At 67.2% G+C, this 20,293-nt stretch carries 21 protein-coding genes; 11 read left to right on the top strand and 10 right to left on the bottom strand.

Translation table 11 applies throughout. The annotated features are described in order from the left end of the window. The first annotated feature begins 19 nt into the window (after positions 1-19). Positions 20-1,456 (top strand): wax ester/triacylglycerol synthase family O-acyltransferase, encoded by a 1,437-nt coding sequence (locus tag AC4ELS_RS24730; protein ID WP_448448532.1) that lies wholly within the window; start codon positions 20-22, stop codon positions 1,454-1,456. Here the strand turns inward: AC4ELS_RS24730 and AC4ELS_RS24725 are convergent. Continuing rightward, positions 1,406-2,407 (bottom strand): acyl-CoA dehydrogenase family protein, encoded by a 1,002-nt coding sequence (locus tag AC4ELS_RS24725; RefSeq protein ID WP_499049663.1) that lies wholly within the window; start codon positions 2,405-2,407, stop codon positions 1,406-1,408. The two genes, AC4ELS_RS24730 and AC4ELS_RS24725, sit on opposite strands and share 51 nt — an antisense overlap. A 74-nt stretch (positions 2,408-2,481) precedes the next feature. Here AC4ELS_RS24725 and AC4ELS_RS24720 point away from each other — a divergent pair, with 74 nt between their 5' ends. Next, positions 2,482-3,579: an acyl-CoA dehydrogenase family protein gene (locus AC4ELS_RS24720; protein ID WP_448448530.1), complete on the top strand. Its 1,098-nt coding sequence runs from the start codon at positions 2,482-2,484 to the stop codon at positions 3,577-3,579. Positions 3,580-3,587: 8 nt separating this feature from the next. Here AC4ELS_RS24720 and AC4ELS_RS24715 read toward each other — a convergent pair whose 3' ends face one another. Further along, complete coding sequence (locus tag AC4ELS_RS24715; protein ID WP_082941750.1) at positions 3,588-4,412, bottom strand: IclR family transcriptional regulator; 825 nt, start codon at positions 4,410-4,412, stop codon at positions 3,588-3,590. A 208-nt stretch (positions 4,413-4,620) separates the two neighbouring features. On the opposite strand from AC4ELS_RS24715, the gene AC4ELS_RS24710 reads away from it, so the two are divergent. Further along, the gene (locus tag AC4ELS_RS24710) at positions 4,621-5,688 is read left to right on the top strand and encodes an acyl-CoA dehydrogenase family protein (RefSeq protein ID WP_448448529.1); all 1,068 of its coding nucleotides are present in this window, start codon (positions 4,621-4,623) and stop codon (positions 5,686-5,688) included. A 69-nt stretch (positions 5,689-5,757) separates the two neighbouring features. On the opposite strand, the gene AC4ELS_RS24705 is transcribed toward AC4ELS_RS24710, so the two are convergent. Then, entirely contained in the window at positions 5,758-6,549 is a 792-nt protein-coding gene (locus AC4ELS_RS24705) for an SDR family NAD(P)-dependent oxidoreductase (protein ID WP_448448528.1), read from the bottom strand. Positions 6,550-6,554: 5 nt separating this feature from the next. Continuing rightward, on the bottom strand, positions 6,555-7,331 hold the full coding sequence (locus AC4ELS_RS24700; RefSeq protein ID WP_499049661.1) for an SDR family oxidoreductase: 777 nt from the start codon (positions 7,329-7,331) through the stop codon (positions 6,555-6,557). Positions 7,332-7,549: 218 nt separating this feature from the next. On the opposite strand from AC4ELS_RS24700, the gene AC4ELS_RS24695 reads away from it, so the two are divergent. Beyond that, positions 7,550-9,196 (top strand): flavin-containing monooxygenase, encoded by a 1,647-nt coding sequence (locus AC4ELS_RS24695; RefSeq protein WP_448448526.1) that lies wholly within the window; start codon positions 7,550-7,552, stop codon positions 9,194-9,196. Positions 9,197-9,212: 16 nt separating this feature from the next. On the opposite strand, the gene lipP1 is transcribed toward AC4ELS_RS24695, so the two are convergent. Then, a complete protein-coding gene (lipP1, locus tag AC4ELS_RS24690; RefSeq protein ID WP_499049659.1) occupies positions 9,213-10,142 on the bottom strand; it encodes a LipP1 family hormone-sensitive lipase in 930 nt (309 codons plus the stop codon). 349 nt (positions 10,143-10,491) lie between these two features. Here lipP1 and AC4ELS_RS24685 point away from each other — a divergent pair, with 349 nt between their 5' ends. Beyond that, positions 10,492-11,925 carry a histidine phosphatase family protein gene (locus tag AC4ELS_RS24685; RefSeq protein WP_499049657.1) on the top strand — a complete coding sequence of 478 codons (1,434 nt, stop codon included), beginning with the start codon at positions 10,492-10,494 and terminating at the stop codon, positions 11,923-11,925. Between the two features lie 66 nt (positions 11,926-11,991). Here the strand turns inward: AC4ELS_RS24685 and AC4ELS_RS24680 are convergent, their stop codons facing one another. Together AC4ELS_RS24680 and ppgK are read right to left on the bottom strand one after the other, a co-directional pair. Continuing rightward, positions 11,992-13,437, bottom strand: a complete 1,446-nt coding sequence (locus AC4ELS_RS24680) for an RNA polymerase sigma factor (protein WP_498884418.1) — start codon at positions 13,435-13,437, stop codon at positions 11,992-11,994. A 204-nt stretch (positions 13,438-13,641) separates the two neighbouring features. Beyond that, positions 13,642-14,463, bottom strand: a complete 822-nt coding sequence (gene ppgK, locus AC4ELS_RS24675) for a polyphosphate--glucose phosphotransferase (protein WP_064960228.1) — start codon at positions 14,461-14,463, stop codon at positions 13,642-13,644. A 157-nt stretch (positions 14,464-14,620) separates the two neighbouring features. Here ppgK and AC4ELS_RS24670 point away from each other — a divergent pair, with 157 nt between their 5' ends. Next, on the top strand, positions 14,621-15,469 hold the full coding sequence (locus tag AC4ELS_RS24670; protein WP_064960229.1) for an inositol monophosphatase family protein: 849 nt from the start codon (positions 14,621-14,623) through the stop codon (positions 15,467-15,469). On the opposite strand, the gene cei is transcribed toward AC4ELS_RS24670, so the two are convergent. Beyond that, positions 15,443-16,093 (bottom strand): envelope integrity protein Cei, encoded by a 651-nt coding sequence (cei, locus tag AC4ELS_RS24665; protein WP_064884469.1) that lies wholly within the window; start codon positions 16,091-16,093, stop codon positions 15,443-15,445. The two genes, AC4ELS_RS24670 and cei, sit on opposite strands and share 27 nt — an antisense overlap. A gap of 165 nt (positions 16,094-16,258) precedes the next feature. Between cei and AC4ELS_RS24660 the strand changes: the two genes are divergently transcribed. Beyond that, positions 16,259-16,561: a DUF4193 domain-containing protein gene (locus AC4ELS_RS24660; RefSeq protein WP_019344626.1), complete on the top strand. Its 303-nt coding sequence runs from the start codon at positions 16,259-16,261 to the stop codon at positions 16,559-16,561. Between the two features lie 34 nt (positions 16,562-16,595). Here the strand turns inward: AC4ELS_RS24660 and AC4ELS_RS24655 are convergent, their stop codons facing one another. After that, complete coding sequence (locus tag AC4ELS_RS24655) at positions 16,596-17,075, bottom strand: DUF3093 domain-containing protein (RefSeq protein WP_064884471.1); 480 nt, start codon at positions 17,073-17,075, stop codon at positions 16,596-16,598. A gap of 25 nt (positions 17,076-17,100) precedes the next feature. On the opposite strand from AC4ELS_RS24655, the gene dut reads away from it, so the two are divergent. Both dut and AC4ELS_RS24645 read left to right on the top strand, forming a co-directional pair. Continuing rightward, positions 17,101-17,565, top strand: a complete 465-nt coding sequence (gene dut, locus AC4ELS_RS24650) for a dUTP diphosphatase (RefSeq protein ID WP_064884473.1) — start codon at positions 17,101-17,103, stop codon at positions 17,563-17,565. Further along, positions 17,562-18,365: a DUF3710 domain-containing protein gene (locus AC4ELS_RS24645; RefSeq protein WP_110777472.1), complete on the top strand. Its 804-nt coding sequence runs from the start codon at positions 17,562-17,564 to the stop codon at positions 18,363-18,365. The genes dut and AC4ELS_RS24645 overlap by 4 nt, the downstream gene beginning before the upstream one ends. Positions 18,366-18,371: 6 nt before the next feature. Here AC4ELS_RS24645 and AC4ELS_RS24640 read toward each other — a convergent pair whose 3' ends face one another. After that, positions 18,372-19,091 carry an alpha/beta fold hydrolase gene (locus tag AC4ELS_RS24640; RefSeq protein ID WP_064960233.1) on the bottom strand — a complete coding sequence of 240 codons (720 nt, stop codon included), beginning with the start codon at positions 19,089-19,091 and terminating at the stop codon, positions 18,372-18,374. Between the two features lie 134 nt (positions 19,092-19,225). On the opposite strand from AC4ELS_RS24640, the gene AC4ELS_RS24635 reads away from it, so the two are divergent. Next, positions 19,226-19,597, top strand: a complete 372-nt coding sequence (locus AC4ELS_RS24635) for an OB-fold nucleic acid binding domain-containing protein (RefSeq protein ID WP_036444904.1) — start codon at positions 19,226-19,228, stop codon at positions 19,595-19,597. Next, entirely contained in the window at positions 19,594-20,289 is a 696-nt protein-coding gene (locus tag AC4ELS_RS24630; RefSeq protein WP_499049655.1) for a DUF3159 domain-containing protein, read from the top strand. Before AC4ELS_RS24635 ends, AC4ELS_RS24630 begins: the two co-directional genes overlap by 4 nt. The last annotated feature ends 4 nt before the right edge of the window (positions 20,290-20,293 follow it).

Below are 20,293 nucleotides of genomic sequence, written 5' to 3'. Positions count from 1 at the left end.
CGGACAAGCGAGGTTGAGAATGCGGCGTTTGAAAGGCGAGGACAACAGCTTTCTGGCATGGGAGAGCTCGGTCCAACCGCAACACACGATGAAGGCCGTCGTTCTGGATCCCGACCAGGTTTCTGAACCGCTCACCTTCGACCGGATCAAGAGCGCCGTGCAGGGCTGGGTAGATCAGATCGAACCGATGCAGTGGCAGTTGCTGTCACCACGGGTGGGCTTCGGCCGGCCGTGGTGGGTATCGCGACCGGAGATCGATATCGAACACCACGTCCAGCGGACCACCGCTCCCGCGCCCGGCGGTGACGAGGAGCTCGCCGCGACCATCGGCGAGATCTTCGAGGTGGCCCTGGACCGCGACCGACCGGCCTGGCAGCTCTGGTACGTCGAAGGCCTCAAAGACGGCCGTATCGCCCTGGTACTCAAGATCCACCATGCCGTCGCAGACGGCACCGCCTCGCTACGTCTGCTCGAAACCCTGTACAGCGCCGACCCGGCGACCCCGCTACCACAGCCAGGGCGGACTGCACTGCGCAACGAGCAGCGGCCCGCACCGTGGGTGTGGTGGCCGCTGGTGCTGCGTCACCAGATCGCCGCGCTGGCCCGTTTCCCCGGCATCATCGCCCGCACCGTGGCCGTCACCGGTGTGATCCGCCGTCGGCAGAAGACCGGAAAGCCGGGCTACGCAGAGGCTTTCGCCGCACCGGCGATGCCGTTCAACGAACCGTTCTCGGCCAGCCGTCGATTCGCCTACCGACGATGCGACGTCACCGAGATCAAACGCGTGTCCAAGGCATTCGGCGTCACCATCAACGATGTGTTCCTGACCATCTGCGGCGGCGCCCTGCGCGACTACCTGGTCGAGAGCGGACAGGCCAGTGACGAGAGCATGACCGCTGTCGTGCCTGTGTCGATGCGGCCGGCCGAAACCGAGGCTGAGTGGGGCAACAAGGTGGCGCGTTGGAACGTCGACCTCGCCACCCACATCGCCGACCCGGTGGAGCGCCTGGCAGCGGTCGCATCGGCCACCCGGACCGCGCGCGAGGTGCAGGCCGAGCGGGACGCCTGGCTGCAGCATGACTGGATGGAGTACTGGCCGCTGTTCTGGCTGTACTCGCGTGTGCTGCCGATCCTCGGGGCCAAGATGAAGCGCCGCCCGATGTTCAGCCTGATCGCCTCCAACATGCGCGGTCCGCAGGAAACGCTGTACTGGGGCGGTGCGCCGATCGAGCAACTGATCTCGTCGGGGCCGATCGTGTTCCCGATGGGGCTGAACTTCACCGGCTGGAGCTACCGCGACGAGATGGCGGTCTGCGTCCTCACCTGTGGCGATCAGGTGTCGGACCCGTACCGGATCGCCGACCGGGTGCCGCAGGTTCTGGCCGAGTTGGCGGCGCGGGCCGGTTCAGTCGACGGCGAGCATCGAGCGCCGGATCGTCAGGCGGTATCCGGCTAGGACGTCGAACCACAGGCGGGTCACCGGGTCTGTCACATCGAGCGCGTGGCGGTTGCCGCTGCTCAACAGTTGGTCGGCGGCATTGCGCGCGCGGGTGACAACCTGGCGCAGTGCCGAGGCCGCGCTGTCGGCATCTGTGCTCAGTGCTTTGGACAGCTGCAGCCGAGCGGCGTCGATGTCGGATTCCGCCGTCGCCACCAGCACCGCCGAGGCCGTCAGTTCGGTGGTGTCCTCGCTGCCGTACGAGGTGCCCAGCCGCCGGCGGACCTGACCGACGTGTGCCTGCCACACCCCGGATGCGGCACCGACGACGGCGGCCGCCTGCCCGGCTGCGGCAAGGAGCGGGTAGGGAGGTCGGACATCGTCGAATTCGCCTCTGTCCCAGGCGTCGTCGTCAGACGGCGCGAACACGGAGTCGCTGTCGAGGGCGACGTCCGACACTGTGACATCGCCGATTCCGGCCGCGTCCAGACCACGCGGGCCGCCGGTGCCGTCCACCCGGACCGCGCTGCGGGGGACAAGGGCGTACCGGACCGTCTCGCCGTCGAGGGCGCCCAGCAGCAGCCAGTCCACGAGGTGGGCGCCGGTCACCGATGCCCAGCGACCGGTGAGCCGAAACTGTCCGTCGCCGGCGGCCAACCGCCCGACCGGTTCCGCATCAGCGGTCACCAACGCACGGGGGTCGGCGCCCCACACCTGTTCGGCGGCAGGGTCGCCCAGTCCGGCCACCGCGTAGGCGGCGGCGTTGACCGCCGCCGCGAGCCATCCCGTCGACCCGTCGCGCTCGGCGAGGTCGGCAACCGCGGTGAGGAACTCGGCTGGCGGCACTGCCCGCCCGCCGTATCGCACCGGCTGCAACAACCGGCCAGATTCCGAATCACGCACGACGGCAATCGATTCAGCGGCCGAGCGGGTGGGCTCGACGTCGGGCGCACCGGGCGGCTCGGCCATATGACCTCCTGGGAGGGGCGACGAATGGTATTCACGATGGTGACACACCGGACGGGCAGGACAGGGCGGCAACGATGACGCAGAATGTGCGCGGCGCAGTGCGCCAGGCACTGCCGGCGATCGCCGCGGCCGCGGCCGACGTCGACCGTACCGGCGCCGTCGACCCCTCGGTGATCACCGGCCTGCACAACGCTGGTTTCTTTGCGATGCTGCGGCCCAAGGCGTTCGGCGGGACCGAGGCCGACCCGGCCGAGTACCTGGCGGTCACCCGTGAGCTGTCCGCGGCGTGTACCTCCACAGGGTGGCTGGCCGGTGGGTTGGGCGTCAACACCTGGCATCTCTCGTTGTTCGATCACCGGGCCCAGCGCGACGTGTGGGGCGCAGATTCACGGACCCTGCTCTGTGAGTCGTATGCACCGACCGGTCGGCTCGAACGGGTGGGGGACGAATTCCGGTTGTCGGGCCGGTGGAGCCGGTGCACCGGAATCCTGCATGCGTCGTGGCTGATGGCCGCCGCGGTGCTGGTCGGTGAGGACGGTGCGGCCCAGGACTTTCTGGTGGCGCTGGTGCCGCGTCAGGACTACGTCGTGGAATCGACTTGGAACAGTGTGGGATTGCGCGGTATCGGGGCGCACGACGTCGTCGTCTCCGGTGCGGCCGTGCCGCGTTACCGCACGTTCGGCTGGGTCAGCAGTGACCAGCTCGGCTCGCTGGCTCCGCTGTACCGGTTGCCGCAGCCCACCATGTACACCCACACAGGAACGGTTCCGCTGCTGGGCGCGGCCGAGAACGTGCTGTCCGCGCTGCGGCCCGGGCACGGTTCGCCGGTGGATCCGGTGGCGATGGCGTGCAGCGATCTCGACCTGTCGAACCGGCAGATCGAACGCAACCTCGGCGATCTCATGGACTGCGCGCGGGCCGATCTGGCGCCCGGCAACGACCTGGTGCTGCGGTCGCGGCGGGACCAGGTGCTGGCCTCCCGGCGCGCTGTCGCGGCGATCCGAACATTCATCGCGCACTCGCACGGTGGCGACATCGGAGATCCGCTGGTGGAACGGGTGTGGCGCGATGTCCAGACCGCGCAGACCCACGTTGCCAGCAACGTGGAGCAGGTGTTGTCGCTCGTCGGCCGCCACTCGTTCGGCATGGAGGTCGACGAGATCGTCTGGTAGTCGGCCGGTCAGACCCACGCGTCGGAAGTGAGTGTCCGCAGCACGCGGGACAGCATGTTGTCGGTGGCCTGCGTCTGTGAGGTGGCCGGCGAGGTGGAATCACGCGCACTTGTTTGCTGGGAGCCGAGCTGCGCGGAGATGTGCCGGGCCGCCCTGATGACGAACGGGGCGGTGCGCTGGAGGCGATGCAATGGAACCGCGCCCGTCAACGACAGTCCTGCCACTTCACCGTCGGCCGAGCGCAGTGGCGCCGCCACGCTGGTCAGGCCGATCGCCAGTTCCTCGTTGTCGTAGGCGAGCCCGTGGCGTGACCGGATCCGCGCGAGTTCGCGGTGCAGGGTCTCCAGATCACTGATGGTGGACCGCGTGGAACGGGTCAGGCGCGGCCCCAGGACGGCATCGACCTCCTCGGCAGGAAGCTCGGCCAGCATGGTCTTGCCCAGCGCGCTGGCGTGCGCGGGCGTGTGGCCCGCGACGCGGGTGGGCACCACCGCGCTGTTGCGTCCGGCCACCTTGTCGAGGTAGATGACGTCGCCGCCGAAAAGCACGCCGAGGTGGACCACCAGACCGGTGTCGGCATGAAGTCGGGACAGGGTGGGTGACGCCACGCTGCGTAGCTGTGAGTGGTCGATCATCCGGGTCACCGGCAGCGGAGAGGCCGCCAGTGAATAGCCGTCCGGCCGGTGTTGCAGAAGGCCGGCGCTGTGCAGCTGTTTGAGGATGCGGTGCACCGAGGACCGGGGCAGCCCCGTGCGTGCGGCGATCTGATCCAGCCGTAGATGTTTGCCAGGTTCGTCGAAGGAGTTGAGGATCAGGGCGACCCGATCCACCATCGAAACGGCCGCATCACCCGATTCGGCGCGTGGTCGAGCGGTCGCGTTTCTGGTGGATGCCGGCACTGCGCCCCCTAGGACGTCGATCACTGAGTTCCCCAGAATCTCACTCAGCGAGATCCTGGCGCAAGCGTAAAGGTGCCGTACCTCACCATGGTGGGCAACATGCGATACGCGCGACAAGGAGTTTTTGATGCGTGGTGTTGAAATGACCAGGGACGTTCTGGACGGCATCGACGAGAATGCCGATCTGATACTGGCACTCGGGCCCGTCAACGAAAAGCTCGGCCGGCTCGACGATCGGGCCGTCGAGGCGCTGCGTGAGTCCGGCGTGATGCACATGCTGCAGCCCGAGGAGTTCGGCGGAATCGAGACGCATCCAGGTGACTTCGCCGAGGCCGTGCTCGACATCGCCCGGCTGGACGGGGCAGCGGGCTGGGTTGCCGGTTCGGTCGGCGTGCCGCCGTGGGCGTTGGCCTCGGCCGACCGCCGCCTGCGCGACGAGGTGTGGGAGGCGGACTCCGATGTCTGGATCGCCTCGGCTCACGCGCCGGCCGGCGTGCTCCTGCCCGTCGACGGGGGCTACCGGCTCTCGGGAGAGTGGCGGTCGGTCGCGGCCATCGACCATTGCGAATGGGTTGTGGTCGGCGCCCGCGTGGTCGGCACCGGAGACGTCGACGGACTCGGGTATTCGCTTGTGCCGCGGGAAGATCTGCGGATCGACGACGAATCCTGGAACGCCATCGGATTGATCGGTACCGGAAGCAAGAACATCACGATCGACGATGTGTTCATCCCCGGACATCGGCTGCTGAACCACAACCGCATCGTCGACGGCACCGCGCCGGGACACGCCGGCCTGCGCAACCCGATCTACCACATCCCGCTCAGCACCATCGCGCCGTTGGGAATCACGGCCGCGGTGATCGGCATGGCCGAGGGCGCACTGAGCCACCATGTCGAGGTGACCGGTGCCGACGGACCGGTCGAAGAACATGCGGCCGCAGAGATCCGGGCGTCGCGGCTGGTGCTGCTCGACACGCTCACCGCGTCCTTCAACCGGGTGTTGGACGGCCCGGTCGACACGGGGATGCGGGCCCGCGCACGCCGTGATCAGATCGCCGCGGCCCGCCGGGCAGTACGGGCGCTCGATGAGATCGTCTGTCACTCGAACGTCGATGCCTTACGCCGCGGCAACCCGGTGCAGCGGTTGTGGCGGGATGCCCATGTGGGCCTGGCAACCGTGGTCACCGAGTCGAAGGTGGTGTCGCCCTGACCCGACGGCACGGCGAAAAATGCTGGACGGCAAAAAGATCAGCGCCGCCCACCATTTTCGTTGCCCGGGTCAGGCGTGGGTGCCGCCGTCGATGCGGATCTCGGTGCCGCTGATGAACGCGCCGTCGTCGGACACCAGCATGGCGATCACCCCGGCGACCGCGGACGGATCACCCATGCCGGCACCACCGGAGGCCAGGGTGGTCGGCATGATCGGCGACAGTTTCGCGAACAACGACCAGTCGCTGTCGGCCGGAACGAGTCCCGGTGTGGCATCGGTGATTCCGGACTTGATGCTGCCCGGTGCCACACTGACCGCCCGCAGGCCCTGCTTGCCGTACTCCAGCGCGAGCGCATGCGTCATCGCCTGGATGCCGCCCTTGCTGGCCGCGTAGGCCGCCATATAGGGGTGGGCGAAGACTGCCGAGGTGGAACTGAAGTTTACGATCACGCTCTGCGGGTTCTCCAACAGCGCAGGCAGTGCCTCTCGGATCACCAGGAAGGTGCCGGTGAGGTTGACACCGATGATCTGATTCCAGGCCGCCAGCGTCATCTCGTGGGTGTGTACCGCGCGTAGCATCCCGGCGGCGTTGACGACCGAGTCGAGGCCGCCCAGAGCCTCGACCGCGGTGCGCACGCCGTCGACCACCGACGCCTCGTCGCCGATGTCCATCGTCAGCACGGTGAACCGGTCGGCGGTGCCGGCCTGCTGTGCGCTCTGCCGGGTGGTGTCCAGGCCGTCGCCGGAGATGTCGGCACCCACCACCGCGGCGCCCTCGTCGAGCAGCCGCAGCGCGGTGGCCTGTCCGATTCCCGATCCTGCACCGGTCACCAGGATCCGGCGTCCCTCAAGTCGCTTCATGATCGTCACTGTCCCATCACGTATTTCACGGTCGGTCCGGCGGTCCAGCCACCGTCGACGGCGATCTCGGCACCGGTGACGTAGCTGGAGGCGCTGGACAACAGATAGCAGACGGCGCCGGAGATCTCATCGGCCTCGCCCACGCGGCCCATCGGTGTGTTGGGGTAGTTGCCCTCGCCCGGGGTGATGCCGACCTGAGCGGTCATCGGTGTATACGTCATGCCGGGATGCACCGAGTTCACCCGGATCCGGTCGGTGCCGAGTTCCACGGCGGCGATCTTGCTCAGGCCGCGCACACCCCATTTCGAGGCGCCGTAGCCGGCCGTCAGTGCCAGGCCCATCAGGCCTGCGGCCGAGGAGATGTTGACGATGGAGCCGCCGCCGGCGGCGCGCATCGGAGCGATGACGGACTGCAGGCCGTTGAAGATTCCGACCAGGTTCACCTCGAGCACGGTGCGGAAATGGTCGAGCGGTTCATGTTCGATGAACTGGCCGGTCGAGATGCCGGCATTGTTGACCAGGCCGTTCAGTTTGCCGAACTCGGATAGGGCAAGCTCCACCGCGGACTGCCACTGCGCGGCATCGATCACGTCGAGATGGATGTAGCGCGCGTTGCCGCCCAGGTCTGCGGCCAGTGCGGCGCCGTCGTCGTCGAGTACGTCCGAAATCACCACCTTGCCCCCGCGCGTGACGATCTGCCGGGCGAAGGACGCTCCGAGGCCCCGCGCACCGCCGGTGACGATCGCTACGACATCCGACAAGCCATCCGAATTTGCTTGCATCCCAACAACTTCCTTTCAAGGTGAAACTGAGCTGGATCCAGCGTCGATGCGGCCACACCGTGGCCGCAGGGTGACCGCCACGATAACCGCGGTGGCTGTCGTTCGGGCGTGAGTCTCACCCAGCGGGAGTCGTACCGGTGAGTGAGACACCTGCTGTCCAGCGCACACGGTCGTTCGTACCGTGACGCAGGCGAACAGTGAAGCGAAAGGCAACGATTGTGACAGCGCAGTCAGCTCCGTCGGGTACCGCCGAGAAAACACCTGCTGCGGTGGATGTCGTCGTGGTGGGAGCCGGCTTCGCCGGGCTGTACGCGCTGCATCGCTTTCGGCAGCAAGGCCTTTCGGTCCGGGTGTTCGAGGCCGCCGACGGTGTGGGCGGGGTCTGGTACTGGAACCGTTATCCGGGCGCTCGGTGTGACGTCGAAAGCGTCGACTACTCCTACTCGTTCGACAAGGATCTCGAACAGGAGTGGAACTGGACCGAGAAGTACGCGACCCAACCGGAGATCCTGGCCTACCTCAACCATGTGGCCGACCGGTTCGACTTGCGGCGCGACATCTCGTTCGGGACCAGGGTGACCGACATGGTGCTCGACGAGAAGGCGTTGCGCTGGGAGGTCCGCACCGACCGCGGCGACGTGGTTTCCGCGCGCTTCTGCATCCTGGCGGTCGGACCGCTGTCCAACGCGAACATCCCCGCGATCGATGGTCTCGAATCGTTCGCGGGCGAGGTCTATCACACCGCGCACTGGCCGCACGAAGGCGTTGACTTCACCGGCAAGCGGGTCGGTGTGATCGGTACCGGATCCTCCGGTATCCAGGCGATTCCGTGCATCGCCCGGCAAGCCGAACAGCTCATCGTCTTTCAGCGCACCCCGAACTACAGCGTGCCTGCCGGCAACATTCCCCTCGACGATGAGACGCGGGCCACGCAGAAGGCCGGGTACGCCGAACGTCGCAGGCTCTCGATGCTCAGTGGCGGGGGCTCGCCGCACCAGCCCCATCCCAAGTCCGCTCTGGAGGTCTCTGCCGAGGAACTGCAGCAGACCTACGAGCGGCGCTGGGAACTGGGCGGAGTGTTGTTCTCCAAGGCCTTCCCGGACCAGTTGGTCACCATCGAGGCCAACGACACCGCGCGGCTGTTCTGGGAGCGAAAGGTCCGCTCCGTGATCGACGATCCGGCGGTGGCCGACGTGTTGATTCCGAAGGATCATCCGATCGGTGCGAAGCGAATCTGCACCGACGACAACTATTTCCAGACCTTCAACCGGGACAATGTCTCGTTGGTGAACCTGCGGGCGACGCCGATCGAGCGGATCGACCCGTCGGGTATCGACACCACCGATGCGCATTACGACGTGGATGCGTTGGTGCTGGCCACCGGATTCGACGCGATGACCGGCTCGGTCCAGAAACTGAACGTGGTCGGCCGGGGCGGGCGAACCCTCAACGAGGCGTGGGCCGAGGGGCCCGCGACTTACCTGGGCCTGGGTGTCCCGGGCTTCCCGAACGTCTTCAACATCGCCGGTCCGGGTGCACCCTCGGTGCTGGCCAACATGGTGCTGCATTCGGAGCTGCACCTGAACTGGGTGGCCGATGCGATCGCCTACCTCGACGCACATGGAGCCCCGGCGATCGAGGCCCGTGAAGACGCCGCTGCCGAGTGGGTGGCCGAATGCACCCGACGTGCCGCAGGAACTCTCATGCCGCAGGCGAATTCGTGGTACCTCGGGGCGAACATTCCCGGCAAGCCGCGGGTGTTCATGCCGTTCGTCGGAGGTTTCGGCGTGTACGGCGAGATCATCGCCGATGTCGCTGCCGCCGGCTACAAGGGCTTTGACATCCACCAGGATCTGACCGGATAGGCGCCGCTGCGTTGGCTCAGGCGTCCACCACGGCGCGGATGTCCTCGCACACCTGCCGGCCGGCCTGGCCGGCCAACGTCAGTGACGGCATGGTCATGAACCCGTGGATGGCGCCGGCGTAGTCGCGGTACACCACCGGGATACCCTGGGCGGCAAGCGCTTCCGCGTAACTTTCACCTTCGGAATGCAACGGGTCGAAGCCCGCGGTGACGACCACCGCAGGCGGCAGTCCGCGCAGGTCCGCGTGCAGTGGTGCGGCATGCGGATGGGCTCGGTCCCCGGTGTCGGGAACGTACTGATCCCAGTACCACGCCATGGCGGCCCGGGTGTTGTAGAACCCGGTGGCGAATCTCCGGTACGACGCGGTGTCGAAGTCCGCTGCGATGACCGGATACAGCAGTGCCTGACCCGCGATGACCGGCCCGCCGCGGTCACGGGCGAGGATCGTGGTCACGGCGGCGAGATTGCCGCCGGCACTGTCGCCCGCGACGACGAGCTTCGTCGCGTCACCGCCGAGTTCGTCGCCACGGCGCGCGACCCAGCACAGCACGGCGTACACGTCCTCGGCCGCTGCCGGCCACCGCGCCTCGGGCGCCAGACGGTAGTCGACGGACACCACCACCGCGCCGATGCCGTTGGCCAGCGATCGGCACAGGTCGTCGTGGGTGTCGAGGTCGCAGAACACGAACCCGCCGCCGTGCGCGAACACCACGATTGGTGCCAGGGCGCCGGAAGACGCTGCCGGCCAATAGATCCGGACGGGGATGTCGCCCGCAGGGCCCGGTAACTTCCGCTCCTCGATCGCTCCGATCGGCCGCGGCTGCAGCGGAGGTCGGTACCGGGACCGCACGGCGGCCCTGGCCTCGGCCCCGCTCATCGCCTCGACAGCCGGGAAGCCGGTATTCAGCACGGGTAGTAGCGCCGCGATCTCCGGATCGACTTTCATATCGCCCCTCCTGTGCTTCACGACACCACATCGGTCCTGTCTCCGGCTGCGGTGTACCGCGCAGTGAGACACATGGAATCCGGCTCTTGCCCAGCGCGATTGCGGTCTGAACGACTGCGGGCTGGACCCGCGCTGTACCACACGGCCCAAGATTCTGTACCGCTGAGCGAGACTGCCGCGCCCGGACGCGTGGTGAGTGCGCACGATCACATGGCCCGGTGCAGTGAGGTGGTCGACACCCAGAAATCGGTTGCCTCCCGTCGAAATCCCCGGTGGGGGAGTCGTATTCGTCCGGGCAGATCCGAGCTGTCACCACGACGTGCTCGACAACCAAATAGATGGAGGGGAAATGGTCCGACCGAGCAAGCTCGGCAACGGCGCCGCACCTGCTGTGCGTCGTCGTTCGAGAACGACATGGAGAGGCCTTGGCATCGTGCTGACTGCCTTCGGCTTTTTCGTGATGTCCGTGCTGCCCGCCTGGGCGGCCGACAACATGCGGGTCACTTTCGTGCGTCACGGCCAGTCCGCAGGCAACACGTCGGGCAACATCGACACCTCGACGCCGGGGCCGTCGCTCACCCCGCTCGGACGTGAGCAGGCTCAGGCGGTCGCCGACCGGCTGGGGGACAACAACTACGACGCGATCTATGCGTCGCAGATGATCCGCACCCAGCAGACCGCAGAACCGATGTCGGCGTATCTGGGTCTGCCGATCCAGGTGCTGCCCGGCCTACAGGAGATCGAGGCCGGCGACTACGAGGGCACGCCCGAGAGCGGGGCGCTGGACGGCTACCTCAAGGCGCCGATCGCGTGGGCGTTCGCCGGTCAGCTCGGCGCCCGAATCCCGGGTTCGATCGACGGCAACGAGTTCGACGCGCGCGTCGACGGCGCGTTGAAGACCATGTACGACAAGGGCGACCGCAACGTCGTCGTGTTCTCGCACGGCGGCACCATCATGTTCTGGACCATGATGAACGCCAAGAACCTCACCTTGGCGGAGAAGGGCATGCTGCTGAGCCAGCATGCGCTGGGCAACACCGACTACGTCGTCATCGAAGGAAACCCCGAGGACGGCTGGACCCTCGTGGACTGGAACGGCCAGCGGTTCAGCCCCGAGCCGACACTGGCGCACGAGGTCGGGCTGCAGATGCGGACGCTGACCCGCCAGCTCGAAGCCGCCATGAAACAGGTGACGGACTCCTTGGCCACCGGTGACGTGATCAAGGTGGCGACGGCGATCAATCGCAGTATGGCCGATGCCTCGTTCTCGGTGGCCAAGTTCAGCCGTGCGATCAACGCCGAGGTCATCAAGCGGGTCGACAAGGCCATCGGCAAGGTGAGCACCCCGGATCCGGAACCGGTATCTGAGCTCACCGACAAGGTGTCCGACACGGTCAAGGGCGCTGTCCCGAATATCGGTTCGGCCACCGACATGCTGAAGCCGCTCAACGCTGCCGTGTCCGACCCGAAGGAAGCGCAGGCTTCGGCCGGGTCCGACCACAGCAGTGTGGCCGAGAAGGTGACGGCCTCGGTGCGCGGCAAGGGTGCAACGGATCTGCCCAGCGGCAACCTGGTCAGGCCCGGAAAGAACTTCGCCGATACCAAGCGCGCCGGCGAGCAGGCTCGCACCGGCGTTTCCGATGTCGCCGGTCAGCTGAGGTCGACGGTGAAGTCGTCGGTCGCCGGCATCAAGGACGCTGCGAAGAAGGTGTCCGAGAGTGTCGGCGCGGCAAGCGCTTCGCGCGGCGGCGCCGCGTCCGAAAAGCCTTCGGACGGCAAGTAAGAAATCGGCCCCCTCCGTCGAACGGAGGGGGCCGATTTCGTTGTCTGTCGGCTACTCGACGCGGAACTAGTCCAGGTAGTCGCGCAGCACCTGCGAGCGGCTGGGGTGGCGCAGCTTGCTCATGGTCTTGGACTCGATCTGGCGGATGCGCTCACGCGTGACGCCGTAGACCTGGCCGATCTCGTCGAGCGTGCGGGGTTGACCGTCGGTGAGGCCGAACCGCAACCGGACCACGCCCGCCTCGCGCTCGGACAGCGTCTCCAGCACCGACTGCAGCTGATCCTGAAGCAGCGTGAACGACACGGCATCGACGGCCACGACGGCCTCGGAGTCCTCGATGAAGTCACCGAGCTGGCTGTCACCCTCGTCGCCGATGGTCTGGTCCAGCGAGATGGGTTCACGCGCGTACTGCTGGATCTCCAGCACCTTCTCCGGCGTGATGTCCATTTCCTTGGCCAGCTCTTCGGGCGTGGGCTCGCGGCCCAGGTCCTGCAGCAGCTCGCGCTGGATACGGCCGAGCTTGTTGATCACCTCGACCATGTGCACCGGAATACGGATGGTGCGGGCCTGGTCGGCCATGGCGCGGGTGATGGCCTGACGGATCCACCAGGTGGCGTACGTCGAGAACTTGTAACCCTTGGTGTAGTCGAACTTCTCGACCGCGCGGATCAGACCGAGGTTGCCTTCCTGGATCAGGTCCAGGAACGCCATGCCGCGGCCGGTGTAGCGCTTGGCCAGCGAGACCACCAGACGCAGGTTGGCTTCCAGCAGATGGTTTTTCGCGCGGTCGCCGTCACGGCAGATCCACTGGTAGTCGCGCCGGACCTGAGTGGTGAGCTTCTCGCCCTTCTCGACGAACTCGGCCATCTTCTGGGTGGCGAACAGCCCGGCCTCGATGCGCTTGGCGAGCTCGACCTCTTCCTCGGCGTTGAGCAGCGCGACCTTGCCGATCTGCTTGAGGTAGGCGCGGACCGAGTCGGCCGAGGCCGTCAGCTCGGCGTCTTTACGTGCCTGCCGCAGTGCCTCGGACTCTTCCTCGTCCCAGACGAAGTCTCCGGAGGCCTTGTCCTTCTCGGACGGCTCGGGATGCTCCTCGTCGGACTTGGCCGCCTTTCCCGCAGCCGGCGCGGCAGCCTTGGCGTCCTTGCCCTCCTCGGCCTCGTCCTCGTCGTCCTCGTCGTCGCCCGACTCCTCGACGTCGTCGTCACTACCGAGATCGTCGTCGAGCTCGAGGTCGGTGTCCTCGACGTCGAGATCCTCGCCCGGACCTGCCTCCAGGTCGTCGGTGGTCTCCAGATCGTCGTTGAGGTCCTCGGGCTTGCCCGCCGCGGCCTTGGCGGCCTTCTTGGCGGGCGCCTTCTTGGCGGGAGCGCGCTTGGTGGCGGTGCCGCCCTCGGCCTTGGCTGCAGTGCTCTTGGCTGCCCGCTTGGCCGGGGCCTTCTTGGCGGGAGTCTTGGTAGCGGTGCGCTTCACCGGCTCGTCGGTCGCCGGGCTTGCTTTTGTCGCTGCCACGTACACCCTTTCGGTCTCGCGAAATTCTCGGTGGGTATGGGCATAGTCCACCGAAAGCGTCTGCTATCGAATGTTGGCGTTCTATCGGCTGGGATATTCACCGCTATTCGGTAGGCGGCCGCCGAGGACCATTGTAACGACAGTGTGGGAGTTCACCGTGCCGAGCGGCAAATTTCGACACATGACCGACCCAACCCGGCAAAGTTACCGATTGGTAGCTTGCGGGTCGGTGGCCCCCGGTACCTGACTGGCCATGGCCGCCCCCACGATGCCTGCGGTGTTGAGCAGCGCCGCGGGCACGATCGGGGTGCGGATCTTCAGCAGTGGTAGCCACTTGTCCGACTTGCGGCTGATGCCGCCGCCGGCGATGAACAGGTCCGGCCAGATCGCGTTCTCGATCGTCACCAGAACCTTGTTCACCTCTTCGCTCCAGCGCGCGTAACTCCAATCCTTGCGCTCCTTGACCGACGACGCGGCGCGGTGCTCGGCTTCCTTGCCGTCGACCTGTAGGTGGCCAAACTCGGTGTTGGGCAACAACACCCCGTTGTGGATCACCGCCGAGCCGATGCCGGTGCCGAAGGTCAGGAGCACCACGACACCGGAGTTGTCCTTGCCCGCCCCGTAGTGTTCCTCGGCCAGGCCGGCGGCGTCGGCGTCGTTGAGTACGCGCACCGGCAGTCCGCCGAGCGCGGCGCTGATCACCTCGGAGGCGTTGACGCCGATCCAGCCCTTGTCGACATTGGCCGCGGTGCGCACGATGCCTTCGGTGACCACCCCCGGGTAGGTGACGCCCACCTTGCCGGTCCAGCCGAACTCGGCCACCACCGCAGCCACCGTCTTCGCCACCGATTCCGGGGTGGACGGCTGCGGCGTGTCGAGCTTGAACCGCTCGCCGACGAGTTGTCCGGTGTCGAGGTCGACGATGCCGCCCTTGATCCCGCTGCCGCCGACGTCGACGCCGAATCCGCGGCGTTGGGTCGCTTCGGAGGAAACCGGATCTGCCGCGGGTGCGTCGGGTGCGGTCATGGGTGCTCCTTTGAGGGACAGGCGGTGAGGAGGCTGTCGGAAGGGGATAGGGACAAACCAAGCGCGCCACCACCCTAGTTGTTCGCCAACGCCCGCGCGTGCGGTCCGGCATCCCCCCGGAAGCGACTTTTCCGTCGGAAGGTGTTGCGATAGAGCCGTGACCGACAACAGTTTCGATGCTCCCGCCCTGAAGGCGGTGGCCGAGCAACTCGCCACCGAAGCCGCAGAGTTCGTCGCGCGCCGGCGTGCCGAGGTGTTCGGTGCCGCGGCGAACTCCGACGGGGCACCGGCCCCGGGAGCGGTGAGAGCCAAGAGCACCCCGACCGACCCCGTCACGATCGTCGACACCGAAACCGAACGGTGGCTGCGTGAGCGGTTGGCGGTGTTGCGGCCGTCAGAGGCGATCCTGGGGGAGGAGGAGGGCGGTCAGCAGGAGGGGCGTGACGGCCTCAGTTGGGTGCTCGACCCGATCGACGGCACCGTCAACTTCGTCTACGGCATTCCGGCTTATGCGGTGTCGGTGGCCGCGCAGTTCGACGGCCGGTCGGTGGCCGGAGCCGTGGCGAATGTGCCCGCCGGCGAGGTGTACTCGGCCGCGCTCGGGCACGGCGCTGAGGTGGTACGGGCAGGCGTACGTACCCCGTTGCGGTGCAGCGCCGTCGACGAGTTGTCGATGGCGCTGGTGGGTACCGGGTTCTCCTACGATCCCGACCGGCGCGCGAGGCAGGCCGGTGTGCTGGCACACATCCTGCCCACGGTGCGTGACGTGCGCCGCATCGGTTCCTGCGCGCTGGACCTCTGCATGGTTGCCGCCGGCCGGTTGGACGCCTATTACGAAGAGGACGTCCAAGTCTGGGACTGGGCCGCCGCGGCGCTGATCGCGGCCGAAGCGGGGGCGACGGTGTGGTTGCCGACCACACCCGGCGCCGAATACGCGGCGGCGTCGGCGCCGGGCATTGCCGACGGTCTGCGCGACGCGTTAGCAGGCGGCGGTATGGATCTTTGACAGGAGCGCGGAATCCGACGGCGCGGTGGCGTCGGGTCGCAGGCTGGCCAGCACGGCCCTGATGTCGTCGTTGCTGGCGAGTTCACTGAACTCCGTGCCGAGTGCCAGATCGACTGTGGCGTCCGGCCTTTCGTCCTGGAAGAGTTCGGTGCACGGGGCCACCAGCCAGACCGATGCGGCAGCGGCGCGGCCGGACGGACCGAACCGGATCTGGCCCTGGCATTCCAGCCGGGTGTTGGCGTAGATCGGGTCGTTGGCGGCCTCGGGTTGGGCGAAGCCCAGATCGCGCAGTGCGCCGGCCACCTCGCCGGCCTGCCCGCCCTGGCCGCTGGCGTTGAGCACCCGGATCCTGGTCTCGGCCAACGGGGCCGGCGTGACGTCGGTCATCGCCGAGAAGGCCACCTGTTCGCCCAGCTTCGGGGCCGCCGGATCAGCGGCGGGCGGCGGGTTGTTGCAGACCGCGGCCACGTGCACATCGGTCGGTTGGTTGAGCGCGATGATCCACACGATCATCGTCACCACCGCCAGTGCGACGAACAGCACGATGCCGGGAACGAAACTGCGCCGACGGAACGGTCGACCGTGTCGGTCGAAGGCGGTGCCATCGGTGATTTGCGCGACCACACATGCACTCTAAGGGCAACGGTGTTCGCTGACGCAGCAGAGCTCAGACGGTAGTGTGATGTAAATCACACTGAAACGTGTGGCAATACGGGCACGAATCATTTGGGGAATGCGTTCGACGCTGGTACAAAGCTCTGCTGCAAGGTAAGGGAGGGGACACAGACGATGGCTACCGACTACGACGCTCCGCGGCGTTCCGAAGCAGACGAGGTTTCCGAGGATTCGCTCGAGGAGCTCAAGGCGCGGCGCAACGAGGCACAGTCCGCCGTGGTGGATGTCGATGAATCAGAATCGGCCGAGTCGTTCGAGCTGCCGGGCGCAGACCTGTCCGGCGAGGAATTGTCGGTTCGGGTGGTCCCGAAGCAGGCCGACGAGTTCACCTGCTCCAGCTGCTTCCTGGTGCATCACCGCAGCCGGCTGGCAAGCGAGAAGAACGGTGTGATGATCTGTACGGACTGCGCCGCCTGATCGGCGGCTCAGCCACTGGCTCTTGATTCGCGGCTCAGCCGCGGAGCGCCGCCAGGACACGATCCGGATGCCTCGAACTGATCAACCAGTACGGGGTGGGGTCATCCGGATCGTCGAGCACCACCAGGACCATCGGGCCCACCCAGGCCCGGTGCACCACGTAGGCGGCGGGATCGAGCTGACGGCCCAGCGCCGCCGACTTCGCCGACCGCGGTACCTCCGCGGCGCGCGAGATGACGCTCGTCGGCAGGTGCGCGTCACCGATCCACAACTCGGTGTCGCCCCCGCTGTCGCGCACGACCTTCAACTCGGTCTTGCTGAACCACATCAGCACTGCCGCCGCCACGCCGAAGAGCAGTACGTACGGCAACCACGCCGGGATCGCCGGCGCGGCCAGCCCGATCTCGAATGCAATCACTCCTGCCAGCACTGCAGCAGGCAGCGACCACCACCAGGGCACCCACAAACGTTCGCGGTAGTGAACGCTTTGGGCGGTTGCGCGCGTGTCTGACACGCGGCTCAGAGTAATCTGTGACGTCGTGTCCACCTCTCTGGCGGTCGTCCGATTGGACCGCGAACTACCGATGCCCAGCCGGGCGCACGATGGTGACGCGGGCGTAGACCTCTACAGCGCGCGCGATGTCGAACTGGCCCCCGGACAACGGGAGCTCGTGCCCACCGGCGTCGCCGTGGCCATCCCGCACGGAATGGTGGGCCTGATCCACCCGCGGTCGGGTTTGGCTGCCCGCGTGGGTCTTTCGATCGTCAACAGCCCGGGCACCGTTGACGCCGGCTACCGCGGCGAGATCAAGGTCTCGCTGATCAACCTCGATCCGGACACGCCGATCGTGATCAACCGCGGTGACCGGATTGCCCAGCTGCTGGTTCAGCGGGTAGAACTGCCCGAGTTGGTCGAGGTGACCTCCTTCGACGAGGCGGGCCTGGCTGACACCTCCCGTGGCGATGGCGGCCACGGTTCCTCCGGCGGACATGCGAGTTTGTGATGGCATTCGGAAAACGCAAGAACAACGATTCGGCAGACGACACGGCTGATGCACAGGTTGTCGAACAACCGGTTGCGGCAGAAACGACTGACGAGGACCAGAGCGACGACTGGGCCGATGATCAGGGCCCGTTCGACGTCGAAGACTTCGACGACCCCGCCGTCGCGGTGCAGGGTCGGCTCGACCTCGGCTCGGTGTTGATCCCCATGCCCGACGGCGGTCAGGTGCAGGTTGAGCTCAACGAGGCCGGAGCGCCCAGCGCGGTATGGGTGGTGACTCCCAACGGGCGTTTCACCATCGCCGCCTACGCCGCGCCCAAGAGCGCAGGCCTCTGGCGTGAGGTGGCCGGTGAGCTCGCCGAGTCGCTGCGCAAGGACGCCAGCTCTGTGGCCATCCAGGACGGCCCGTGGGGCCGCGAGGTGGTCGGCTCGGGCAATGGCGGCGTGGTGCGGTTCATCGGCGTCGACGGCTACCGCTGGATGGTGCGCTGTGTGGTCAACGGAGCCCCGGAGACCATCGACGCGCTCGCGGACGAGGCCCGGGCATCATTGGCTGACACCGTGATTCGTCGCGGAGACACACCCTTACCGGTACGGACACCACTGCAGGTGGAGCTGCCCGAGCCGATGGCCGCCCAGCTTCAGGCCGCCGCGCAACAGGCCGCGATGCAGCAGGCGGCCCAGCAGCTCGCAGCCACGTCACAGACCCCGCCGCAGGACCAGCCGCCGGCCGAGCCGGTGGCCCGGCGCAGTGTGCAGGGCTCGGCGATGCAGCAGCTGCGCACCATCACCGGCGGCTGAGACTCCTCAGCTCGCGACGGTGTCGCTGGCGGCCTCCTGCAGCGCAGCCACACATGCGGTACCCAGTACGCCGGTATCGAGCCCCATCTGTTCGAGTGTGACCGAGCGCAGCGCCGCCTGCGGTGCAGCGGCCACCCATTCGTAGCCGACCTCGGCAGGGTGCACCGGGTCGTCGGTTGCGACGGCGACGCCCATCGGTATCCGAAGTTGTTCGAGTTCGGTACTGCCGGGTGCGCGGTAACCGGCCGCTTCCTCCATCGCGTCGGGCAGGGTGGGCCACTGGCCCACCCAGGAACGGGCCAGCTCGTCGGCGAGCCACGCCGGGCTGGAAGCCCGCATCTGGGCCACCGTGGCCGCCAGCCCGTCCCGGCGCAGCAGATCCGCCGACTGCCGGGCCAGCAGCGCGGCGGGGGCGTGCTGGGAGGTCCCCGTCCACGGCGGCAGGGCGGCCAGCACCGCCACGGCCCGGCCGGGATGGTCCAACGCCCACCGCACCGCCACGACGGCGCCGATGGACACTCCGCCGACGGCGATGGGGCCCGACCGGGCGGCGTCGTCCAGCGCCTGCAGGTAGCCCTCGACGAGCCGGTCCGGAGTCGGCGGCGGGGTCACCACCAGCGCGCCGGCATCATGCAGCGCATCGGAAAAGGCCCGGTAGACGTAGTTGTCGTCGGACCCGGTACCGGGCAGGAGAACGGTTGGGACACCGCGCAGAATGACGCTCATCACACGATCGTGCCTGCCCGGTCAAATCGTCGGCGTGCCGACCCACACCCCACGTGGCATTCGGTGCACAAGAGGTCTACGGTGGCGTTGGTTGGGCGGATTCACAGTGGATCCGCAGAAGGTCAGGAGAGGCCATGGCTACGGCCGAAGGGTATCTGCGCCGGCTTACGCGACGCCTGACGGAAGACCCCGAACAGCTTGATGTCGAAGAGCTCAGCGATGAGGCCGCCAACACCGGCGCGCTGAAAGCGATCGACGCCCAGCGCGGCCAGGAAGTGACGATGGTCGGCACCCTGCGCAGCGTGGAATGTAACGGCAAGGGGTGTTCCGGCGGCATCAAGGCCGAATTGTTCGACGGTACCGACACGGTGTTGTTGGTGTGGCTGGGACAGCGGCGTATTCCGGGCATCGAGTCGGGGTGCACTCTGAGGGTGCACGGCCGGGTCGGCAAGCTGGAGAACGGCGCGAAGGCGATATACAACCCCCGCTACGAAATTCAGAAGTGAGCCAGCCCGAAGAGGACACAGGCAACGCACCTGAACCCCCCGAGAGTGACCCGGCGTTGACGCCTGCCCATGGCGGCGGACGTGCGGTGCTGGACCAGATGGGCGGCGTCAGCGGTCTGATCTATTCGTCGCTGCCGGTGGTGGTGTTCGTCCCGGTGTCCACGGCGTTCGGCCTGATGCCGGCGATTGCCGCCGCGCTCGGGGTGGCGACACTGATCCTCATCTGGCGGTTGATCCGCCGCGAATCCGTTCAGCCCGCGGTGTCGGGATTCTTCGCCGTGGGTGTCAGTGCCCTGATCGCCTACGTGGTGGGGGAGTCGAAAGGCTATTTCCTGCTTGGCATCTGGAGCTCGCTGGTGTACGCGGTGCTGTTCGGGGTATCGGTGCTCATCCGGCGTCCGGTGGTCGGCTACATCTGGGGTTGGGTGAACACCCACGACCGGGCCTGGCGTGACGTCCGGAAGGCGGTGACGGCATTCGACATCGCCACCCTCACCTGGGTTGCGGTGTTCGGGTCGCGCTTTCTGGTGCAGCAGTATCTGTACGACTCCGACCAGACGGGCTGGTTGGGTTTCGCACGTATCGCGATGGGCTGGCCGCTGACCGCCGTGGCGGCGCTGGTGACGTATCTGGCCATCAGGGCCGCCCAGCGCGCTGTGCACGCACAGGATGCGACGCAGAGCGCCGACTGAGACT

Source organism: Mycobacterium shunyiense (assembly GCF_058270035.1).
This window is presented reverse-complemented; position numbering and strand designations above follow the sequence as displayed.

Bases quoted from the DNA above. Each gene is read 5' to 3' on its own strand.
- AC4ELS_RS24730 (WP_448448532.1), top strand. From the start codon at position 20: ATGCGGCGTTTGAAAGGCGAGGACAACAGCTTTCTGGCATGGGAGAGC.
- AC4ELS_RS24725 (WP_499049663.1), bottom strand. From the start codon at position 2,407: ATGGCCGAGCCGCCCGGTGCGCCCGACGTCGAGCCCACCCGCTCGGCC.
- AC4ELS_RS24720 (WP_448448530.1), top strand. From the start codon at position 2,482: ATGACGCAGAATGTGCGCGGCGCAGTGCGCCAGGCACTGCCGGCGATC.
- AC4ELS_RS24715 (WP_082941750.1), bottom strand. From the start codon at position 4,412: ATGGTGGATCGGGTCGCCCTGATCCTCAACTCCTTCGACGAACCTGGC.
- AC4ELS_RS24710 (WP_448448529.1), top strand. From the start codon at position 4,621: ATGACCAGGGACGTTCTGGACGGCATCGACGAGAATGCCGATCTGATA.
- AC4ELS_RS24705 (WP_448448528.1), bottom strand. From the start codon at position 6,549: ATGAAGCGACTTGAGGGACGCCGGATCCTGGTGACCGGTGCAGGATCG.
- AC4ELS_RS24700 (WP_499049661.1), bottom strand. From the start codon at position 7,331: ATGCAAGCAAATTCGGATGGCTTGTCGGATGTCGTAGCGATCGTCACC.
- lipP1 (WP_499049659.1), bottom strand. From the start codon at position 10,142: ATGAAAGTCGATCCGGAGATCGCGGCGCTACTACCCGTGCTGAATACC.
- AC4ELS_RS24685 (WP_499049657.1), top strand. From the start codon at position 10,492: ATGGTCCGACCGAGCAAGCTCGGCAACGGCGCCGCACCTGCTGTGCGT.
- ppgK (WP_064960228.1), bottom strand. From the start codon at position 14,463: ATGACCGCACCCGACGCACCCGCGGCAGATCCGGTTTCCTCCGAAGCG.
- AC4ELS_RS24660 (WP_019344626.1), top strand. From the start codon at position 16,259: ATGGCTACCGACTACGACGCTCCGCGGCGTTCCGAAGCAGACGAGGTT.
- AC4ELS_RS24640 (WP_064960233.1), bottom strand. From the start codon at position 19,091: ATGAGCGTCATTCTGCGCGGTGTCCCAACCGTTCTCCTGCCCGGTACC.
- AC4ELS_RS24635 (WP_036444904.1), top strand. From the start codon at position 19,226: ATGGCTACGGCCGAAGGGTATCTGCGCCGGCTTACGCGACGCCTGACG.